Annotated in this window: 17 protein-coding genes and 1 pseudogene; 9 read left to right on the top strand and 9 right to left on the bottom strand. The window is 68.2% G+C overall.

The window, feature by feature from the left end:
* Positions 1–90: 90 nt before the first annotated feature.
* The 4 genes from O7632_RS09800 to O7632_RS09785 form a co-directional block, all read right to left on the bottom strand.
* Positions 91–987 carry an ABC transporter permease gene (locus O7632_RS09800; RefSeq protein ID WP_278113328.1) on the bottom strand — a complete coding sequence of 299 codons (897 nt, stop codon included), beginning with the start codon at positions 985–987 and terminating at the stop codon, positions 91–93.
* Between the two features lie 7 nt (positions 988–994).
* Positions 995–1,948 carry an ABC transporter permease gene (locus tag O7632_RS09795; RefSeq protein WP_278113326.1) on the bottom strand — a complete coding sequence of 318 codons (954 nt, stop codon included), beginning with the start codon at positions 1,946–1,948 and terminating at the stop codon, positions 995–997.
* A 28-nt stretch (positions 1,949–1,976) separates the two neighbouring features.
* Positions 1,977–3,494 (bottom strand): ABC transporter substrate-binding protein, encoded by a 1,518-nt coding sequence (locus O7632_RS09790; protein WP_278113324.1) that lies wholly within the window; start codon positions 3,492–3,494, stop codon positions 1,977–1,979.
* Positions 3,495–3,595: 101 nt separating this feature from the next.
* On the bottom strand, positions 3,596–4,570 hold the full coding sequence (locus O7632_RS09785) for a Gfo/Idh/MocA family oxidoreductase (RefSeq protein ID WP_278113323.1): 975 nt from the start codon (positions 4,568–4,570) through the stop codon (positions 3,596–3,598).
* Positions 4,571–4,677: 107 nt separating this feature from the next.
* Here O7632_RS09785 and O7632_RS09780 point away from each other — a divergent pair, with 107 nt between their 5' ends.
* The 9 genes and pseudogenes from O7632_RS09780 to O7632_RS09740 all read left to right on the top strand — a co-directional run.
* A complete protein-coding gene (locus tag O7632_RS09780; protein ID WP_278113321.1) occupies positions 4,678–4,803 on the top strand; it encodes a hypothetical protein in 126 nt (41 codons plus the stop codon).
* A 159-nt stretch (positions 4,804–4,962) separates the two neighbouring features.
* Positions 4,963–5,913: an ATP-binding cassette domain-containing protein gene (locus tag O7632_RS09775; RefSeq protein WP_278113319.1), complete on the top strand. Its 951-nt coding sequence runs from the start codon at positions 4,963–4,965 to the stop codon at positions 5,911–5,913.
* Complete coding sequence (locus O7632_RS09770) at positions 5,910–6,731, top strand: ABC transporter permease (protein ID WP_278113317.1); 822 nt, start codon at positions 5,910–5,912, stop codon at positions 6,729–6,731. The genes O7632_RS09775 and O7632_RS09770 overlap by 4 nt, the downstream gene beginning before the upstream one ends.
* A gap of 106 nt (positions 6,732–6,837) precedes the next feature.
* Positions 6,838–7,857 carry an NAD(P)-dependent oxidoreductase gene (locus O7632_RS09765; protein WP_278113315.1) on the top strand — a complete coding sequence of 340 codons (1,020 nt, stop codon included), beginning with the start codon at positions 6,838–6,840 and terminating at the stop codon, positions 7,855–7,857.
* 52 nt (positions 7,858–7,909) lie between these two features.
* Positions 7,910–8,932: an NAD(P)-dependent oxidoreductase gene (locus O7632_RS09760; RefSeq protein ID WP_278113313.1), complete on the top strand. Its 1,023-nt coding sequence runs from the start codon at positions 7,910–7,912 to the stop codon at positions 8,930–8,932.
* 13 nt (positions 8,933–8,945) lie between these two features.
* Positions 8,946–9,962, top strand: a complete 1,017-nt coding sequence (locus O7632_RS09755) for an NAD(P)-dependent oxidoreductase (protein ID WP_278113311.1) — start codon at positions 8,946–8,948, stop codon at positions 9,960–9,962.
* 110 nt (positions 9,963–10,072) lie between these two features.
* On the top strand, positions 10,073–10,405 hold the full coding sequence (locus tag O7632_RS09750; protein ID WP_278113310.1) for a hypothetical protein: 333 nt from the start codon (positions 10,073–10,075) through the stop codon (positions 10,403–10,405).
* Positions 10,389–10,745, top strand: coding sequence for a hypothetical protein (locus O7632_RS09745; protein WP_278113308.1), 357 nt, complete (start codon positions 10,389–10,391; stop codon positions 10,743–10,745). The genes O7632_RS09750 and O7632_RS09745 overlap by 17 nt, the downstream gene beginning before the upstream one ends.
* A gap of 194 nt (positions 10,746–10,939) precedes the next feature.
* Positions 10,940–11,431: pseudogene (locus O7632_RS09740) on the top strand (iron transporter); the annotation flags it as partial.
* 235 nt (positions 11,432–11,666) lie between these two features.
* Here O7632_RS09740 and O7632_RS09735 read toward each other — a convergent pair.
* The 5 genes from O7632_RS09735 to O7632_RS09715 all read right to left on the bottom strand — a co-directional run bounded on the left by O7632_RS09735 (position 11,667) and on the right by O7632_RS09715 (position 17,180).
* Entirely contained in the window at positions 11,667–13,748 is a 2,082-nt protein-coding gene (locus O7632_RS09735) for a glycogen debranching N-terminal domain-containing protein (protein WP_278113305.1), read from the bottom strand.
* Positions 13,745–14,161 (bottom strand): SCP2 sterol-binding domain-containing protein, encoded by a 417-nt coding sequence (locus tag O7632_RS09730; protein WP_278113303.1) that lies wholly within the window; start codon positions 14,159–14,161, stop codon positions 13,745–13,747. The genes O7632_RS09735 and O7632_RS09730 overlap by 4 nt, the downstream gene beginning before the upstream one ends.
* Before the next feature lie 51 nt (positions 14,162–14,212).
* Positions 14,213–14,506, bottom strand: a complete 294-nt coding sequence (locus tag O7632_RS09725) for an aldehyde dehydrogenase family protein (RefSeq protein ID WP_278113301.1) — start codon at positions 14,504–14,506, stop codon at positions 14,213–14,215.
* A complete protein-coding gene (locus tag O7632_RS09720) occupies positions 14,503–15,747 on the bottom strand; it encodes an aldehyde dehydrogenase family protein (protein WP_278113299.1) in 1,245 nt (414 codons plus the stop codon). The genes O7632_RS09725 and O7632_RS09720 overlap by 4 nt, the downstream gene beginning before the upstream one ends.
* A gap of 203 nt (positions 15,748–15,950) precedes the next feature.
* Entirely contained in the window at positions 15,951–17,180 is a 1,230-nt protein-coding gene (locus tag O7632_RS09715; RefSeq protein ID WP_278113298.1) for an MFS transporter, read from the bottom strand.
* Positions 17,181–17,266: the final 86 nt, after the last annotated feature.

Raw genomic sequence — 17,266 nt, 5'->3', positions numbered from 1 at the left:
ACTCCCTCCACATGCCGCTGGCACTCACTGCTGCGTTTCCCTTCCGCATTCCGGTGACAGGCGCCGTCACGGCTCCTTGGCACATGCCGCTCACCGGCCGTCGGCCCCGGCGGCGGCCACCGCGAGGCCGTCGCTGACCAGGTTGGCGCCGACGGTGACGATGATGATCGCGATGACCGGCAGGAGCACCGCCATCGGTGTCGTGAGCAGGCCGGCCTGGTTTTCCTGGATCATCAGGCCCCAGTCGGCGGCCGGCGGCTTGACGCCGAGACCGAGGTAGTTGAGGCCGGCGACGGAGCCAAGCGAGAGGGTGTAGCGCTGCCCGGTCTCGACCGACAACGGTACGAGGATGTTCGGCAGGATCTCCGAGAAGAGGATGCGGCGCGTGGGTGTGCCCGTCGCCTCGCTGTAGCGCACGTAGTCGGATTCGGCGACGCCGACCGTCGCGGAGCGCACCACCCGCGCGGTGTGCGGGAACAGGCCGACGCCGACGGCGACGACGAGGACCCAGGTCTGGGCGCCGGCGACCGTGATGACCAGGAGCGAAAAGGCCAACCCGGGGAAGGCCATCATCAGGTCGACGAAGCGCATGAGGGTCTCGTCGACGACCTTCTTGGTGTAGCCGGCGACGAGTCCGATGACGGTACCCACGACGACGCCCAGGATCGTCGCGAGCGCGCTGACGATGAGCAGGTCGCGACCTCCGGAGAGGAATCGTGACCAGACGTCGCGGCCGATCCGGTCGGTGCCGAAGAGTGCTTCGCCGCCGGGCCCGGAGAACGGTATGCCGACGAACTCGGTGGTCGAGAACGGGGCGAAGTACGGGCCGACGATCGCGAACAGAACCACCGCGAACACGGCCGCGAGACCTACCCGGGTCCGTCCGAGTTTCAGCGCCCGACGGACGAATCCGCGCTGGCGCGCCACCGGCGTACGGGCGTCCACCGCGACAGGGGTGGCGAGCGGGTCGACAACTTCTGTCGTCATCAGGGCCTCACATTCTCGTCCTGAGGCGAGGGGTGACGATCATGACGGCCAGGTCCGTCAACAGGTTCAACACGATGGTGAAGAAGGCAAGGATCACGACGAGGGTCTGGATGACCGGAAAGTCGCGGCGGCCGACCCCCTGGATCAGTTCGTACCCGACGCCGGGATAGGAGAACACCGTCTCGACGATGATCGTGCCGCCGGAGAGGAACACGAGCGTCAGCCCGAAAGCCTGGACGATCGGGCCGAGGCACATGCGCAGCGCGTGCCGGAAGATCACCGTACGTTCGGGTAGTCCTTTGAGGCGGGCGACCATGACGGCGTCGCTTTCCAGCGCCTCGATCATGGCGGCACGGACCATCCGGATCGGGTACGGGATCAGCCCGAGCACCGAGGCGAGGACCGGAAGGGCGAAGAGTTCGAGCTGGCTCCAGACCGAAGCGTTCGGATCGAAGATGCTTGAGCCCGGGAAGATCCGGAAGACGTTCGTGGCCAGGAAGTAGATCGTCAGGACGGCGATGGCGAAGCCGGGCATCGCGGCGAGGCTCAGCGTCAAGAAGGAAGCGACGTTGTCCGCCAGGCGACCGGAGTGTACGGCGCTGTACACTCCGATCACCGTGGCTATCGGAATCACCAGGATCATCACGAAAAACGTGAGCAGCGCGGTGTAGTAGACGGCGCTACCGAGCAGCTCGGAGATCGGGTACGGCGACATGAGGGAATTGCCCCAGTCGAAGGTGACCAATCCTCTGAGCCAACTGCCGTACTGGTTGAGCAGCGGCTGATCCAACTGCATCTCACGAGTCATCGCGTCCCACTGCTCCTGCGTGTACTCGTCGCCGAGCGCGATGAGACGCGGGTCGCCGGGAAGGACGTGCAGTACCGCGAAGATCACGACGGAGATCAGCCAGAGGGTGATCACCCCGCTGACCAGTCGCCGGAGCAGGATCGATCGGATCATGTCGCCACCCGTCGGAAAAGGAGTTCTGCTAGCCTTCGAGCCACATCAGGCGGTAGCGCCAGCTGCCGAGGTTCCAGCCGTTCGACTCCATCGGGATCACGCCCTTGACCTTGTCGGTGGTCAGGTCGACGTTGCTCTTGAAGGAGTGGATGATGTCCGGCCCCGACTCGTACAGCTTCGTCAACAGCTGGCCGGAGTACTCGGCCTGCTTCGCCTCGTCGGTGGTGCTCAGCAGCTGGGTGTAGATCTGGTCGCCCTCGGCGTCCTGCCACCAGCTCTCGTTGGAGCGGCCGCCCTCGCTCCACCGTTGCGACCAGGAGCCGCCGACGAGCCCGGCCGCCCAGTAGTTCTGCTTGAACTGGTCTTCCTTGTGGTTGGCGCTCCACGTCGCGGCGTCCTGGATGTTGATGTTCACCGTGACACCGGCGGCCTTGGCCTGCTCGGCGTAGACCTGCGCGGAGTTGACCATGCCGCCGTTCTGGGCGCTCGTGTTGAGGGTGATCGTCAGCCCTTCGTAGCCGGCGGCCTTCAGCAGGCTCTTCGCCTGCTCGATGTCCTGCTCGCGCTGCGGCAGGTCCGGGTAGCCCGGGTCGCCGGGGCAGGGCATGTCGTTGGCGATCTCGCCCAGGCCGCTGTAGGCCTGCTGCACCATCTGCTCACGGTCGACGAGCAGCTTCATGGCAAGACGGACGTTGGGGTCGTTGAACGGCGCGGAGTCCACGCGCATCGTGATCGGCTGGTAGAAGCCCGATTTGGTGATGACCGTGGTGAACCCGCTCGGGGGCAGTTGAGGGATCAGGGTGGAGTCGACACCGTCGATCGCGTCGACCTGGCCGGCCAGCAGCGCGGCCATCCGGGGGGTGTTGTCGGCGAAGTCGATGATCTCGAGTTCGTCGAGGTACGGCTGCCCCTCGCGCCAGTAGTTCGGGAAGGCGGTGTACGTGGAGCGGGCGCCGGCCTGGAAGCTCTGCATGACCCACGGCCCGGTGCCGACGGGCTTGGCCGGGTCGAAGTCGGTGGGCAGGATGCTCGTCTGCGACGATCCCCAGCGGGTGGGCAGCAGCGAGTCCGGGGTCTTCAGGGTGAGTTCGACCGTGAGGTTGTCGAGCTTCCTGATGGCGTTGGGGTCGATCGAGGCCAGCGACGACGCCGCACGGCCCGGGTTGTCCGGATCCAGGATGCGCTGCAGCGAGAAGATGAGATCGTCGGCGGTCAGGGACTTGCCGTGGTGGAACTCGACCCCGCTGCGCAGCCGGATCGTCGCCACCGTGGCGTCGGCGTTCATCTCGAACGACTCGGCCAGCGCCAGCTCGCGGCGGTAGGGCAGATCCGGCGCGAGGAGCGCGAGGCTGTCGGCGATCTGCTGGCCACGGCCCTGGTCCGTGTCCGACGAAGTGAAGTGCGGATCGTAGATGTTGCCGGAACTGCCGATCACGCCGACGCGCAGCTTGCCACCCCTGCGGGGTGTCCCCGGCGAGGTGCCCGGGGAAGCGGAGGGCGAGGGCGAGTCGGCACCGCAGGCGGCGGTGGCCGCCAGACCGACCATGCCGACACCCGCTACCAGTATTGAACGTCGACTGAGTCTTGGACCCATGTGACACCTTCCTATGTGGGTAGTAATCGGTGAGACCGCTGAAGGTTTCGGAGTCAGGCCGGGGCAATCTGTTCCAGAATGTCCAGATTTCGCGCTCCGTCTTCACCCGTCGCGAAGGCGACGTCCTCACCCAGGAACGCGGCTGTCACCGTTGCCAGCTGCGCCTGGGCGGAATGCGGGGTTCCACCAGTGATGTCTTCGGTGTCGCCATCGACGTGGTGCAGCACGACCTGGCCCTGCCCGGTCGGCGACGTGTCGGTGGCGACGAGGGCACCCTGCGTACCGACCACCTCGACGACGGTGGTCGGTCGGTAGTAGCTCGCCGTCGCGGTCAGGGTCGCCAGCACGTCGCCGGAGAACCGTAGCGCCGCGACGGCGAGATCCTCGGTCTCGTACCCGCGTTGGGCGGCGGTGAGGCCGCTGGCGGACTCCACCTCGCCGAGTAGCATCCGGAGCAGGTCGAGATGATGGGTGCCGATGTCGGCCAGCACCCCCCAGCGCGCGGTTGCCTTGTGTCCGCGCCACGTCTTCGGTGCCGAGTCCCGGCGCATGCCGTAGAGGCTCCGGGCGGTCACGATCCGCCCGATCGCGCCGGCGGCGATCAGCTCGCGCATCCTGATGTGGCCGGGGACGTAGCGGGCCTGGTAGCCGGTGGCGAGTTTGACCCCCGAGGCCTGGGCCAGTTTGACCAGCTCCCAGGCCTCGTTGGCGGTGAGTGCGAGCGGCTTCTCCAGCAACACGTGCTTGCCCTGCTGGATCGCCCGCGTGGCGTGTTCGACGTGCAGGAAGCTGCTGGAGGCGATCCAGACGGCGTCGAGGTCGGGGTCGGCCAGGAGAGCGTCGATGTCGCCGTAGCCCCGGGGGATCCCCGCGTCGGCCGCGAAGCTCGCCGCCCGCTCCCGGCTGCTGCTGGCGACCGCGAGCAGACGCGCGGTCGGAGTCCGGGTGACCGCTGGAACGCAGACGCGCGCGGCGTAGCCGGACGTGCCGACCAGGCCCCACCCGAGGGTCGGCGTTGTTGCTGCCATCTCCGCCTCCAACGTTGTGCATAATCGATTGCGCCGATCCTGGGCGCGTACCGGCACGTCGCGCAAGGCGTGTAACGCACTACTAACCTGGCGGCCAGGTTGTTAACGTGATCGACTTTTTCCCGCAGCTCGACCCGGAGCCGGACTGGCCGTCGGTGGCGTCGACCGCTCCCCCGGTCAGCCGTCGACGCCACCACCGCCGGCCGTCCAACCACCAGCCACGTGCCCTGTGACCTGGCATGTCGTCCCCCACGGGGTGCGACCGACGACCCGTCGTCGAGCCCGCCGACGACTCTTGCGCGGCGACGCGTGGACTGTGCATACTGTGCCCACCGATAATGCATAATCGACAAAGGTTGGCGTCTGCGGCCGTGTTGCTCGCGAGGGAGATCATGCAAGAGGGCGTCTTCACCGAAGATCTACGCAAGCGGTTCGGTGACTTCCGGGCCCTCGACGGCGTCGACCTCGTGGCACCAGCGGGAACCATCGGCTCGATCCTGGGACCCAACGGTGCCGGCAAGACCACCACCATCCGGATCCTCGCCACGCTGACCACTGCGGACTCCGGCCGCGCCTTCGTCGGCGGCCACGACGTGCACGCCCGGCCGCACATGGTGCGCTCGATCATCGCGCTCACCGGTCAGTTCGCCGCGATCGACGGCGGCCTCAGCGCGCGCGAGAACCTGATCCTGATCGCTCGCCTGCACCGTCAACCGCGCCGGCTCGCCAAGGCGAAAGCCGACGAACTCCTGGAGCGGTTCGAGCTGACCCCGGCGGCCCACCAACACGCCCGGACCTTCTCCGGCGGGATGCGACGACGTCTCGACCTGGCCATGAGCCTCATCACCTCGCCACAGGTGCTCTTCCTCGACGAGCCCACGACAGGTCTGGACCCGCCGAGCCGTGAACGTCTGTGGGAAGTGGTCGAAGACCTCCGGGACAACGGCACCTGCGTCATCCTGACCACGCAGTACCTCGAAGAGGCCGACCGCCTCGCCGACAAGATCACCGTGATCAACCACGGCAGGACCGTCGCCGTCGGTACCCCGCCCGAGCTCAAGCTGGCCTACGGCGGCGAGATCGTGGAGGTGCACGCCGCCGGTGACGCCGACGCGCACCGGGCCGCGAAGTCTCTCGCGGTCACCGCCGGCCTCGACGACTCGGCAGTCGCGGTGAACGTCGGCTCCGCCCGGGCTCGATTCCGGGTCCAGTCCGGCACCTTCACGGTCGCGGCCGCCGTCCGCGCCCTCGATGCCGAAGGGCTGAATTTCATCGACATCACCGTTCACCGCGCGACCCTGGACGAAGTCTTCGACGTCGTCACCGCGGCGGAGCATCCATGAGTCCCGGCCGCGGCCGGACCGCGGACAATGGTGTCGCGCTGCGGCGCTACGTCACTCTGCCCCATGCGCTCGAAAACACCGGGACCATCGCCCGCCGCAACCTGGTGAGCTTCTGGCGCAACCGTCAGTTGCTGGCACTGTCCCTGATCCAGCCGCTGACGAACATGGTCCTGTTCGCGTACGTCCTGGACCAGGTCGCGACCGTCTCGGGCATGCCCTACCGGCAGTACGTCATCCCGGGGGTACTCACCCAGGCGGTGATGGTCCAGGCGATGCGGACCGGTGTCGCGGTCTCCCACGACGCGGACGCAGGCATCAACGACCGGTTCCGTACCTTGCCGATCGCGCGATCGGCGGTGCTCCTCGGCCGGACGCTCGGTGACACGGCCAAGAGCGCCATTCAGGTCACCATCCTCATGATCGTCGCCGTCGTGGTCATCGGCTTCCGATTCGAGACCGGTCTCCTGCGCGGCGTCGCGGCCACCGCGGTCATCGCGCTGTGGGCCTTGGCCGTGACCTCGTTCTCGACCTGGGTTGGGCTGGCCGTACGCGACGGCGAGACAGCGCAGACCTGGCTCATCACTCCGACGTTGCCGCTCGTCTTCGGCAGCTCCGGATTCGCCCCTATCGCCAGCATGCCCGACTGGCTGGCGTCCTTCGCCCGGGTCAACCCGGTGTCGGCCGTCGTCGACACCGCCCGTGCCCTGACGCACGGGGGTCCGCTGCTTCCGTCGTTCCTGCAGTACCTGGCCTGGACCGTGGGACTCACCGTCGTCTTCACCGTCCTGGCGGTGAGACGTTTCACCCGGGACAAGTGACAGGTCTTTCGGTGCGAAGACCTGCCCTACGGGAAGACACGCGCACCCGGACCAGTCGCGCTGGCAGCGGGTCCCAGCCCTCGCCCGATTTCACAAGGAGTAGCCGATGCGGCCAAAGATCTTCGTCTCACAACCGATTCCCCAACCCGCGCTCGACCTGATGGCCGAGGTCGCCGACCTCGAGGTCTTCCCCTGGACGCACCGAGAAGTGAGCATCGACGAACTGGAGAGCGCGGCGCGGCGCAGCGACTACTTCTTCATCATGCATACGGTGCCGATCCGGGCCCGGTATTTCGGCCCCGGTAGCCGGCTCAAGGGCATCGGCATGCAGATGGCCCGCGAGGATCTGCACGACCTGGCGGCGATGAAGGCCGCCGGCGTGAAGCAGATCATGTCCACACCGATCGTGCCGACCGACGATCCGGACGGCTACAGCCTCGACGGGTACGGCCTCAACCCGCGCGCCACCGGACAACTGATGGTGGCGCTGCTCCTCGACTGCGCCTACCGGGTCAACGAGTCCGACATGTTCTGCCGGGCCAACGGCTTCTTCCAAGAAATGACCATGCAGTTCATGGGCCAGGGCACCACCGGCAAAACCGTCGGCCTCTACGGATTCGGCAAGGTCGCCAAACAGGCCGCCCGCCTGCTCACCACGATGGACATGGAAGTGCTGTACACCAAACGCACCCGACTGACCCCCGAAGAGGAAGAAAAGTGGGGCGTCACCTGGTGCGCCGACCCGGACGACCTCGTCGCACGCTCCGACTACGTCTGCCTGCTCGTCGACTTCGACGACAGCAAGCTGAAAATGTTCGGCGAACGCCAGTTCAAGCTGATGAAACCGACCGCGTACTTCATCAACGTGGCGCGGGGCCGGCTGGTGGACCAGGACGCCCTCATCGCCGCGCTCACGGACGGCACCATCGCCGGAGCCGGCCTCGAGGTCTTCTGGACCGAACCGCCGAACGTCGTCGACGCCTACGTCGACGAGAGATTGCGCAAGCTGGACAACGTCGTCCTCACCCCGCACAACGGCGGCGCCACCTACGCCTCACGCGGCGCCCAGACGCTGCGGATCGCCGAAGCGCTGGTCGAGGAGATCAAGGCCAACTGGACCAGTTGACACCCGGCCACGCGGCACCGACACCGACACCGAAATTCGAAAGGACACCTCGGTGCGTCCCAGGATCTTCGTCACCCAGCCGATTCCCCAACCCGCGCTCGACCTGATGGCCGAGTACGGCGACGTCGAGGTCTTCCCGTGGACCAACCGGGATGTCAGTCTCGACGAACTGGAGAGTGCGTCCAAACGTTCGCACTACCTGTTCTGCATGCACGAGACACCGATCCGCGCCACCCTGTTCGAACCCGGATCGCAACTGGTGGGTATCGGGTACTCCGGGCCGGACCCCGAACTGCACGACCTCGACGCGATCGCCGTTTCCGGGGTGCGGATGCTCCGCGCCGTACGACCCTCGCCGCCCGAGGACGACCCGGACGGCTACAGCTTCGACGGGTACGGCCTCAACCCGCGCGCCACCGGACAACTGATGGTGGCGCTGCTCCTCGACTGCGCCTACCGGGTCAACGAGTCCGACATGTTCTGCCGGGCCAACGGCTTCTTCCAAGAAATGACCATGCAGTTCATGGGCCAGGGCACCACCGGCAAAACCGTCGGCCTCTACGGATTCGGCAAGGTCGCCAAACAGGCCGCCCGCCTGCTCACCACGATGGACATGGAAGTGCTGTACACCAAACGCACCCGACTGACCCCCGAAGAGGAAGAAAAGTGGGGCGTCACCTGGTGCGCCGACCCGGACGACCTCGTCGCACGCTCCGACTACGTCTGCATGTTGGTCAACTACACCGCCGACAACGCCGAACTGTTCGGCGAGCGCGAGTTCAAGCTCATGAAGCCGACCGCGTACTTCATCAACGTGGCGCGCGGCCGCCTCGTCGACGAGCAGGCACTGATCGACGCGCTGCGCGACGGCACCATCGCCGGAGCCGGCCTCGAGGTCTTCCGTACCGAACCCCCGGTCGTGCACGACGCCTACGTACCGGCGGAGTTCCGCAAGATGGACAACGTCGTCCTCACCCCGCATAACGGCGGCGCCACCTACGCCTCGCGTGGCGCCCAGACGCTGCGCACCGCCGAAGCGATCGTCGAAGACATCAAGGCCAACTGGCAGAACTGAGAAGGAGTAACCCGTGCTTCCCAAGATCTACGTACCGCTCCCGATTCCCGAGCCGGCGCTCGAGCTGATGCGCCAGTACGGTGACGTCGAGGTCTTTCCCTGGACCCACCGTGACGCGAGTCTGGACGAACTGGCGAGCGCGGCACGCCGCTCGCATTACCTGTTCTGCATGCACCACACGCCGATCCAGGCCTCCCTGTTCGGGCCCGGCTCCAAGCTGGTGGGCATCGGGACCTCCGGCTACCGGGCCGACCTGCACGACGCCGAGGCGATCAAGGCCTCGGGGGTCAGGATCCTGGAGGCCAAGCGCCCCGAGCCGCCGGCCGACCCGGACGGGTACACGATGGAGGGTTACGGGCTGAACCCACGGGCGACCGGCCAACTGATGGTGGCGCTGCTGCTCAACCTCGCGTACCGGGTCACCGAGTCCGACCACTATCTGCGCGGCGTCGGCTTCTTCCAAGAGATGACCATGCAGTTCATGGGCCAGGGCACCACCGGCAAGACCGTCGGCCTGTACGGCTTCGGCAAGGTCGCCAAGCAGGCGGCCCGGGTGCTCACCAACATGGACATGACCGTCCTGTACAACAAGCGCACCCGGCTGGCCCCCGAAGAGGAAGCGAAGTGGGGCGTCCAGTGGGCCGAACCTGACGAGCTGTTCACCCAGTCGGACTACGTCTGCCTGTTGGTCAACTTCGAGGACGCCAACTACGAGCTCGTCGGCGAGAAGCAGTTCAAGATGATGAAACCGACGGCGTACTTCATCAACGTCGCCCGTGGTCGCATCGTTGACGAGTCGGCGTTGATCAGGGCGTTGCAGGACGGCACGATCGCTGGCGCCGGTCTCGAGGTGTTCCGCAGCGAGCCGCCGCTCGTGCACGACGCGTACGTACCGGCGGAGTTCCGCAAGATGGACAACGTCGTCCTCACCCCGCACAACGGCGGCGCCACCTACGCCTCACGCGGCGCCCAGACCCTGCACATCGCGCGGGCGATCGTCGAAGACATCAAGGCCAACTGGAAGGGCTGAGCCGGTGCGGCCGCGACCGGCGGCACCGCCGACCATCACCCAGCACGCCTACCCGCGCCGGGGTCGACACTGCCGTCGACCCCGGCGCGCGTCCGGTACCGTCGCGGAACATGTTCCGGCCGCGCCTCGCCCTCCTCGTCGGCACCGTGCTGCTCTGCCTGGCCACCGTGATCGGCTGTTGTGCTCCCGCGTTCCTGGCACCCCGGCCGCCGTGGCGGGATCCGGTCGCCGAGCAGGTGGAGTGGAACCAGATCCTGCTACGACTCCTCGCCACCTCGGGCGGCCTTCTCCTGGTCTCGTATCCGCTGCTGGCCTATGGATCCGTCGGGTGGCGAATGGATCGGTGCGCCCGGGTCGAGGCAGAGGGTCAATGCCGCGCGGGCAGCGGTCGCGGTCGTTCTCGGCCTGGCCGCTGCCTCCGTCACCGTGGCCGGCTCCAGTAGCGCCACCGCCGCCGGCGAAAACCGCCGTCCGATCTGCAACAGCATCGGCTTCAACCTGCCCACGACGGTGGGTGGGACGGTGACCATCCCGGTCACCGACGTCGCGGCCGATCCGGATCTCAACCCGGTCGCCCTGGTGAGCGTGTTCGGCGGCGCACCCCTCGGCACCGTGGTGATCTCCGACAACTCGACGCCCGACATCAGCCACGACGATGTCCTGATCTTCACCCGTACCAGCAGCGGCCAGGGCTCGGCGCACCTGTACTGGACGGTGTCGGACGGTTCGCTCAGCGCCCAGTGCGTCGCGTCCGGCTACCACCTGGCGCCGGGCAACGGCTGACCGCTCCCCTGTCGCCGTACGGCCGGGACCAGCCGTGGTGTCCCGGCCGTACGGCCCTCAACCTGCCCGCGCTGCGGTCGGTCGACGATCCGCGCCAGTGACGGCGCGTGAGCCGGCGTCCACCGGGTAGACGAACGGAGACGCAACCGAGCGACCCGGAGGACACCGTGACCACGTCAGCCGCCAGACCGCCGATGCGGACCAGCAACGAAGCCACCGACGAGCAGTTGGCTATCGCCCGCCAGCAGGGACACGCGTACACGAACGCGCTCCGTGAGATGGCCGCCGAAGACGGGGCGTTGAGCCGGCGTGCCGGTGACTACGTGATCTCGTTCGTCAACGAGCGGGCCGAAGGCATGTACGAGTATTCCGACGGACAACTGGTGTGGCGGGAGGCTTCCGAAGAGGCCAACGTGCACCTGGAGGTCGCGGTGGCCGATGGTGCCGACGGCCGCTTCGTACCCGGACTCGCCGTCGAGATCAACATCAGCCGCGACGGTGACCGGGTCGTCTCGGCAGAGCTGCCGTTTCTGTGGCATCCGTTCCTCTACCACTACGGCGGCAACGCCAGCGTGCCCGGTCCGGGACCGTACGACGTGACAGTACGGGTCGCGCCGGCCCGGTTCATGCGGCACGACCCAGTCAACGGCAAGCGGTACGCCACCCCGGTCGAGGTGCGCTTCGAGCAGGTGACGTTCGCCAACGGACGCAAGACCAGCCCGGACGCCCAGCCGCGCGGCGCGGACGCGCCGACGCTCACCGGCTCCGACGGGCGGGACCGGGCTGGCCGACGGGACTGGGCCGACGTCGCGGCGACCGCCCGTACGTCCGACGATCCGCGTGCCCGGACCCCGTACGACACGAGCGGGACCCCCTCGGTGGCCCGCCCCTGACCGTTCGGTCGCTCTGGGTGAGCCCGGCTCAGTCGCCTTGGGTGAGCCGGGCGATCGGTTCGGATCGGTGACCGTCGCCGCGATGGATGCGCCGACCGAACGCGTCGGCGCGTCCCCACCGCCCCGGCACGTCGAGAAGTTCGATCCGACCCACCGACGCGGGCAGGTACGGGTCGACGGCGAGATGGTCCGGATACGGGCTCAGCCCCAGCATCGTCCGGAGCAGCAGCAGGGTCGCCCCCGCCGACCAGCCCTGCGGGCTGCACGCTGTCGGATACTCCACCGGATATCCGGTGAGGCTCCGCTCGTAGCCGGCGAAGGCCTCCGGCAGCCGCCCGTCGAAGTATCCCGACGCGGTGATCATGCCGTCGGCGATCCGGGCGGCCTCGTCCCGGAAGCCGTAGCGCGACAGGCCCCAGGCGATGATCGAGTTGTCGAACGGCCAGACCGCGCCCACGTGGTAGCCGACCGGGTTGTACCGCAGTTCGGCGGTGGACAGGGTCCGCACCCCCCACCCGGAGAACAGGCGTGGCCCGAGCAGATGATCGGCCACCGATCGGGCCCGCTCCGGCTCGACGATGCCGCTCCAGAGCAGATGCCCCATGTTGGAGGCGAGCGCGTCGACCGGCTTGCCGTCCGGGTCGAGCGCGAGTGCGTAGTATCCCTCCTCTTCGAGCCAGAAGTCGCGGTTGAACCGTTCCCGCAACCGCGCCGCTTCGCGTTCCAGCTGGTCGGCGTACACGTGGTCGTTCCAGAACTCGCGGGCCATCCGGGCCCCGCGCACCTTGGCGTCGTAGGCGTACCCCTGCAGCTCGCAGGTCGCCCGGGGAAGGGCGGGCAGCCGGCCGTCCCGGTAGGAGATCGCGTCCCAGGAGTCCTTCCAGCACTGGTTCTCCAGGCCGTTGCGGGTGTTGCGCCGCCAATAGGACACGTAGCCGTTGCCCGACAGATCGCCGTACTCGTCGATCCAGTTCAGTGCCGCGCGGGCCTGTGGTTCGAGGTCGCGGACGGTCTGCACGTCGCCGCTCCACCGCTCGTACTCGTCGAGCAGGATGACGAACAGCGGGGTGGCGTCGGCCGATCCGTAGTACGGGGAGTGTGGTTGCTCCTCGAACGCCGCCGACTCGCCGTACCGGAACTCGTGCAGGATCTTGCCGGGCTCCTCCTCCCGGAAGTCGTCGAAGACGGTGCCCTGCAACGTCGACAGCAGGCGCAGCACGGGCGGGGTCAGGGTGGGGGCGAACGGCAGCGTCTGCAGGCTGACGAAGATGCTGTCCCGTCCGAAGAGGGTCATGAACCAGGGCAGCCCGGCGGTGGGGATCGGGCTGGTCGCGGTCAGCGACGCGTAGCGCATCGCGGCCAGGTCGTACAGGCTGCGTTTGTACGCTGTCGTCAGCGGCTCGTAGTCGGAAGCCAGGCGGGGCGCACGGTCGATCCAGTTTTCCAGCTCCTCGCGTACCTGTGGTCGGATCCGGCCACGGTAGGCCTCCCAGACGCTGGCGGAGCCGCCGTCGCCCCGGTTGATGATCGGCTCCACCTGGAGTTCGGCGTCCCAGCGACCGTGTGGTTCGAGACGGATGTCGAAGGTCATGCCGCCGTCGTCTACCGTGGCCGGCTTGTCACTGGAGACGATGGTGTCCCGGCGGAACGTGTCCCGCTCGTACCGTAGGTGCAGCCGCCGGTCGCCCCGGGACACCGACCGGACGCCGCGTTTCGGCTGATGTTCCTTGATCTCGAAGATGTCGGCGAAGTCGGCGTCCACGTCGATCCGGACGGAGACGTCCACCGGTTCGATGTCGTGGTTGAGGACCACGAGCCGCTCGACGAAGTTCGCGCCGATGGACTGCTCGCGGATGACCGAGATCTTGGCATTGACGTAGTGGGTGGGCCGGCCGGGGACGAGGAAGAACCGGGTCTCGAAGAAGTGCAGGTCGCTGCGGGACAGCGGGTTGAGCCGCTCGCCGTTGACGCGCAGCACCCAGGTCGACAGGAAGCGGGTGTCGAACGAGAACAGGCCGGTCGGGAAGTCGGGAGACATGACGACGTCGCCGCGCACGTCCGTGACGAGGAACGTGTTTCCGTCCAGGATGCTGAGCGTCTTGTCGATCATGAGGCTTCGGCTTGTCGGTGGACGAAGTCCCGGGGGTGATGGGCGGCGGACGGTCCGGCGAACAGCACCCTGGTGAGCAGGTCCACCAACCCCAGCTGACCTTCGACCACGAGGGCGTTACGGAAGAACAGCGGTACGAACCGTTCCTCGCCCCTGGCCAGTCGCTCGAACATCTCGTCGTCGGTACGCAGCACCGCGTCCGGCACGAGCCGCTGCTGGGGCCGGTCCGGATCGGCCTCGCGGACCAGGACCGTTCCGTTCTCCATGACGACGAACCACTGTCGTATGACGGTTCCGGCGGCGTCCGTCACGTCCAGACGGACGGTGCCCTCGGTCGCCCGTGGAATCCTCTTGGAGGTACGACTTCCGCCGCTCTCCAGCGTCCGCAGTGCGTCGGTCAGCTGGTCGGTCATCTGCCTGTCGTCCTCCTTTCCTGGTGGAGCCACCACCGGAGCACCACCACGTCAGATCGGGTACTGCCGGTCCGACGGCGAGATCGTGATCCACCGCAGGTCGGTGAATTCGGCGAGCGCCGCTCGGGAGCCGAACCGTCCCCAGCCGCTGGCTTTGACCCCGCCGAAGGGCATCTGCGGCTCGTCGTGCACGGACGTCTCGTTGATGTGGCAGATCCCGGCCTCGATCCGGCGCGCCACCTGCAGGGCACCGGCGACGTCGCGGCTGAACACGGCGCTGGCCAGGCCGAGATCGGTGTCGTTGGCGATCCGGACGGCCTCGTCGACGCCGTCCACCTCGATCACCGCGGCGACTGTCCGGGGTGGCCGTCCCGGTCGCCGGCGACCCTCGACGTCGAGGTCGAGGTCAGCTGCTCCTCGGGAACCGGTCCGAACGACTCCTCGCTGTAGATCCGCATCCCCGAGGTCACCTTGCGCACGATGGTGGGTGGATAGAACAGGCCGTCGACCTGTCCTCCGGTGAGCACCTCGGCGCCGTGCAGTTCGGCGTCGGCGACCAGCGACGCGACGTGGTCGGCGGCCCGCTGGTGGACCATCGGTCCCAGCTGGGTCGACGGGTCGAGCGGGTCGCCCACGGTCAGCCGGCTGGCGTGGGCGGCCAACTGGTCGCAGAACTCGTCGGCGACCGTCCGGTCCACCACGATCCGTTCGGTCGACATGCAGATCTGGCCCTGGTTCATGAAGGAGCCGAACGCGGCGGCGCGGACGGCCGCCGGGATGTCCGCGTCGGCCAGCACCAGCATCGGTGCCTTGCCGCCGAGTTCGAGGACGGTGCGCTTCAGGTGCCGGCCGGCCTTCTCGCCGATGATCCGCCCGACGGAGGTCGAACCGGTGAAGTTGACACAGCGGGTCTGCGGGTGGCAGATGAGCTCGTCGACGATGTCGGCGGCGTCGGCGGGCGCGTTGGTGATCACGTTGATCGCGCCGGGCGGCATGCCGGCGTCGTGCAGGGCGGCGACGATCGCCACATGGGTCGCCGGGGACTCCTCGCTCGCTTTGAGCACCACCGTGTTGCCGTACGCCAGCGGCAGCGCGACGGCGCGCATGCCGAGGATCAGTGGCGCGTTCCACGGGGCGAGGCCGACGACCACGCCGACCGGTTGACGGACGCCGAGAGCGGTCAGGCCGGGCACGTCGGACGGGATGACCTCACCGACGATGCCGTACGTCTGCGCGGCTGCCTCGGCGAGCATGCCGGTGGCGAGCTGCAGGTTGAAGTGGCACCAGCCGAGTACCGCACCGGTCTCCCGGGACATCGTCTGGACGATGTCGTCGCCGCGTTCGGTGAGCAACGCGGCGGCGCGTAGCAGTACCTCGCGTCGTTGCCCCGGCGGCCAGGTTCCCCAGGTGGCCTTGGCGGCGGCGGCCGCGTCGACGGCCGCCGCCGCGTCGGAACGGCCGGCGGCGGCGACTTCCGACAGCGGCGTGCCGTCGAGGTTGCGAACCTTGGTGGTCGTCGCACCTGACGCGGCGGGTGTCCATTTCCCGCCGATCAACAGATCGATGGTACGGGTGGTGTCGGGCATGGTGACGCGGCTCCTTCCGGTCGTACGGCACGACCTGTCGCTGCGACGGTGCGACTCGACGGCCAGCGCGGCCGTGCCGTCGGGTCGGCACGCGGACCGGTGAAGCGGAGTGGCACCACTCCTCGCAGCGTACGTCCGGCCAGGGCGGTCGGCCCTGTTTCCGAAGGAACCTCCCGATCGGTACCTTTCCGCATGGGGGCGGGTCAGGCCCTGGCGGTGAAGATGTTGCGGGAGGCGGCGAGCCCGAGGACGGTGGCGGCGACGACGACCAGACCGACCGTACTGACCCCGCCCAGGGCCACCAGCACGCCGACCGCGATCGGGCCGGTGGTCTGGCCGACGCTGCGGGAGAGTGTCTCGGTGGCGGCGGCGCTCGCGCGTAGCTCCGGGTTCCAGTTGACGCTGATCGCCATGGACAGCGGCATGAGGGCACCCAGGCAGGTGCCGAGCAGGACCAGCGTCAGCGCGACGGCGCCCACATCCAACGCCGCGAGAGCCACCACGGCGTAGGCGGTGGCCGCGAGCGGGATCACCAGGTAGAGCCGGGTGAACAGCTGCTCGCGGGTGATCCGCTTGAGCGACATCCGGTTGATGAAGCTGCCGGTGAACACGCCGCAGGGAATGAGGATCGACACGCCGACCCGGGCGAGCGTGCTCAGGTCGTCGGAGAGGCGGTCGAGCAGCACGCTGACGCCGAAATGGCTGCCCTGCATGATCACCCCGATCCCGATGCTGGACAGGATCAGCCACTGGCGTCGCCGTTCCCGCAGCATCGCCCGGATCGCCGCCCCGGTCAGGACGATCCGGCGGCGGAACGCGACGTCGGCGGCGTGCGTGGCGGGTGGGTGCTCGCGCCCCAGCCGGGCCACGACGACGACTCCGAGCAGGATCGTCGCGTAGCCGGCGCCGACCGCGAAGACCAGGACCGGGCGGTCCAGGGCGGCCGCGAACGCGCCGAGGGCGAGTGCCGAGGCGGCGCCCATGCTGACGAAGGTCTGCAGCATCGAGTAGCCCCGGTCGCGGGCCTTCGGGTCGCCCCGGGTCAGGTCGGCGACGAGTGCCTGGCCGCAGAGGGCGATGGCGCCGCTGGCGAAGCCGGTGAGCAGCCGCCCGGCGGTGAGCACGGCGTAGCTCTGGTAGAGGCACAGCAGGATCGACACGACCGTGTTGACGATCATGCCCGGCACGAGAATCCGACGGACCGGTACGAGGTCGAGCAGCGGGCCGGCGAACACGCCGGCGGCGGCGGTGGCCACGCTGTGCACGCCGATGGTGATGCCGATCTGCGCCGGGCTGAGGTCGAGGCTGCGACCCAGGCCCACCGAGATCGGGATGTACGCGAGCTGGGTGAGCGGGTTGAAGAAGACCAGCAGCGGTGGGACGGCCCCGGCCAGCCGGGTCCGGGCGGGGGGACGGGCCTCGTCGCCGGTCACCGCTGGGCTCCCGCCGGTCGCGCACCATGGGGCTGGCCGGGCCGGCGTGGTCGGTGGGACGGACAGGGCCGGCGGTACGGCTGCGT

Origin of the sequence: Solwaraspora sp. WMMD406, assembly GCF_029626025.1 — a bacterium.
GTDB lineage: Bacteria > Actinomycetota > Actinomycetes > Mycobacteriales > Micromonosporaceae > Micromonospora_E.
This window is presented reverse-complemented; position numbering and strand designations above follow the sequence as displayed.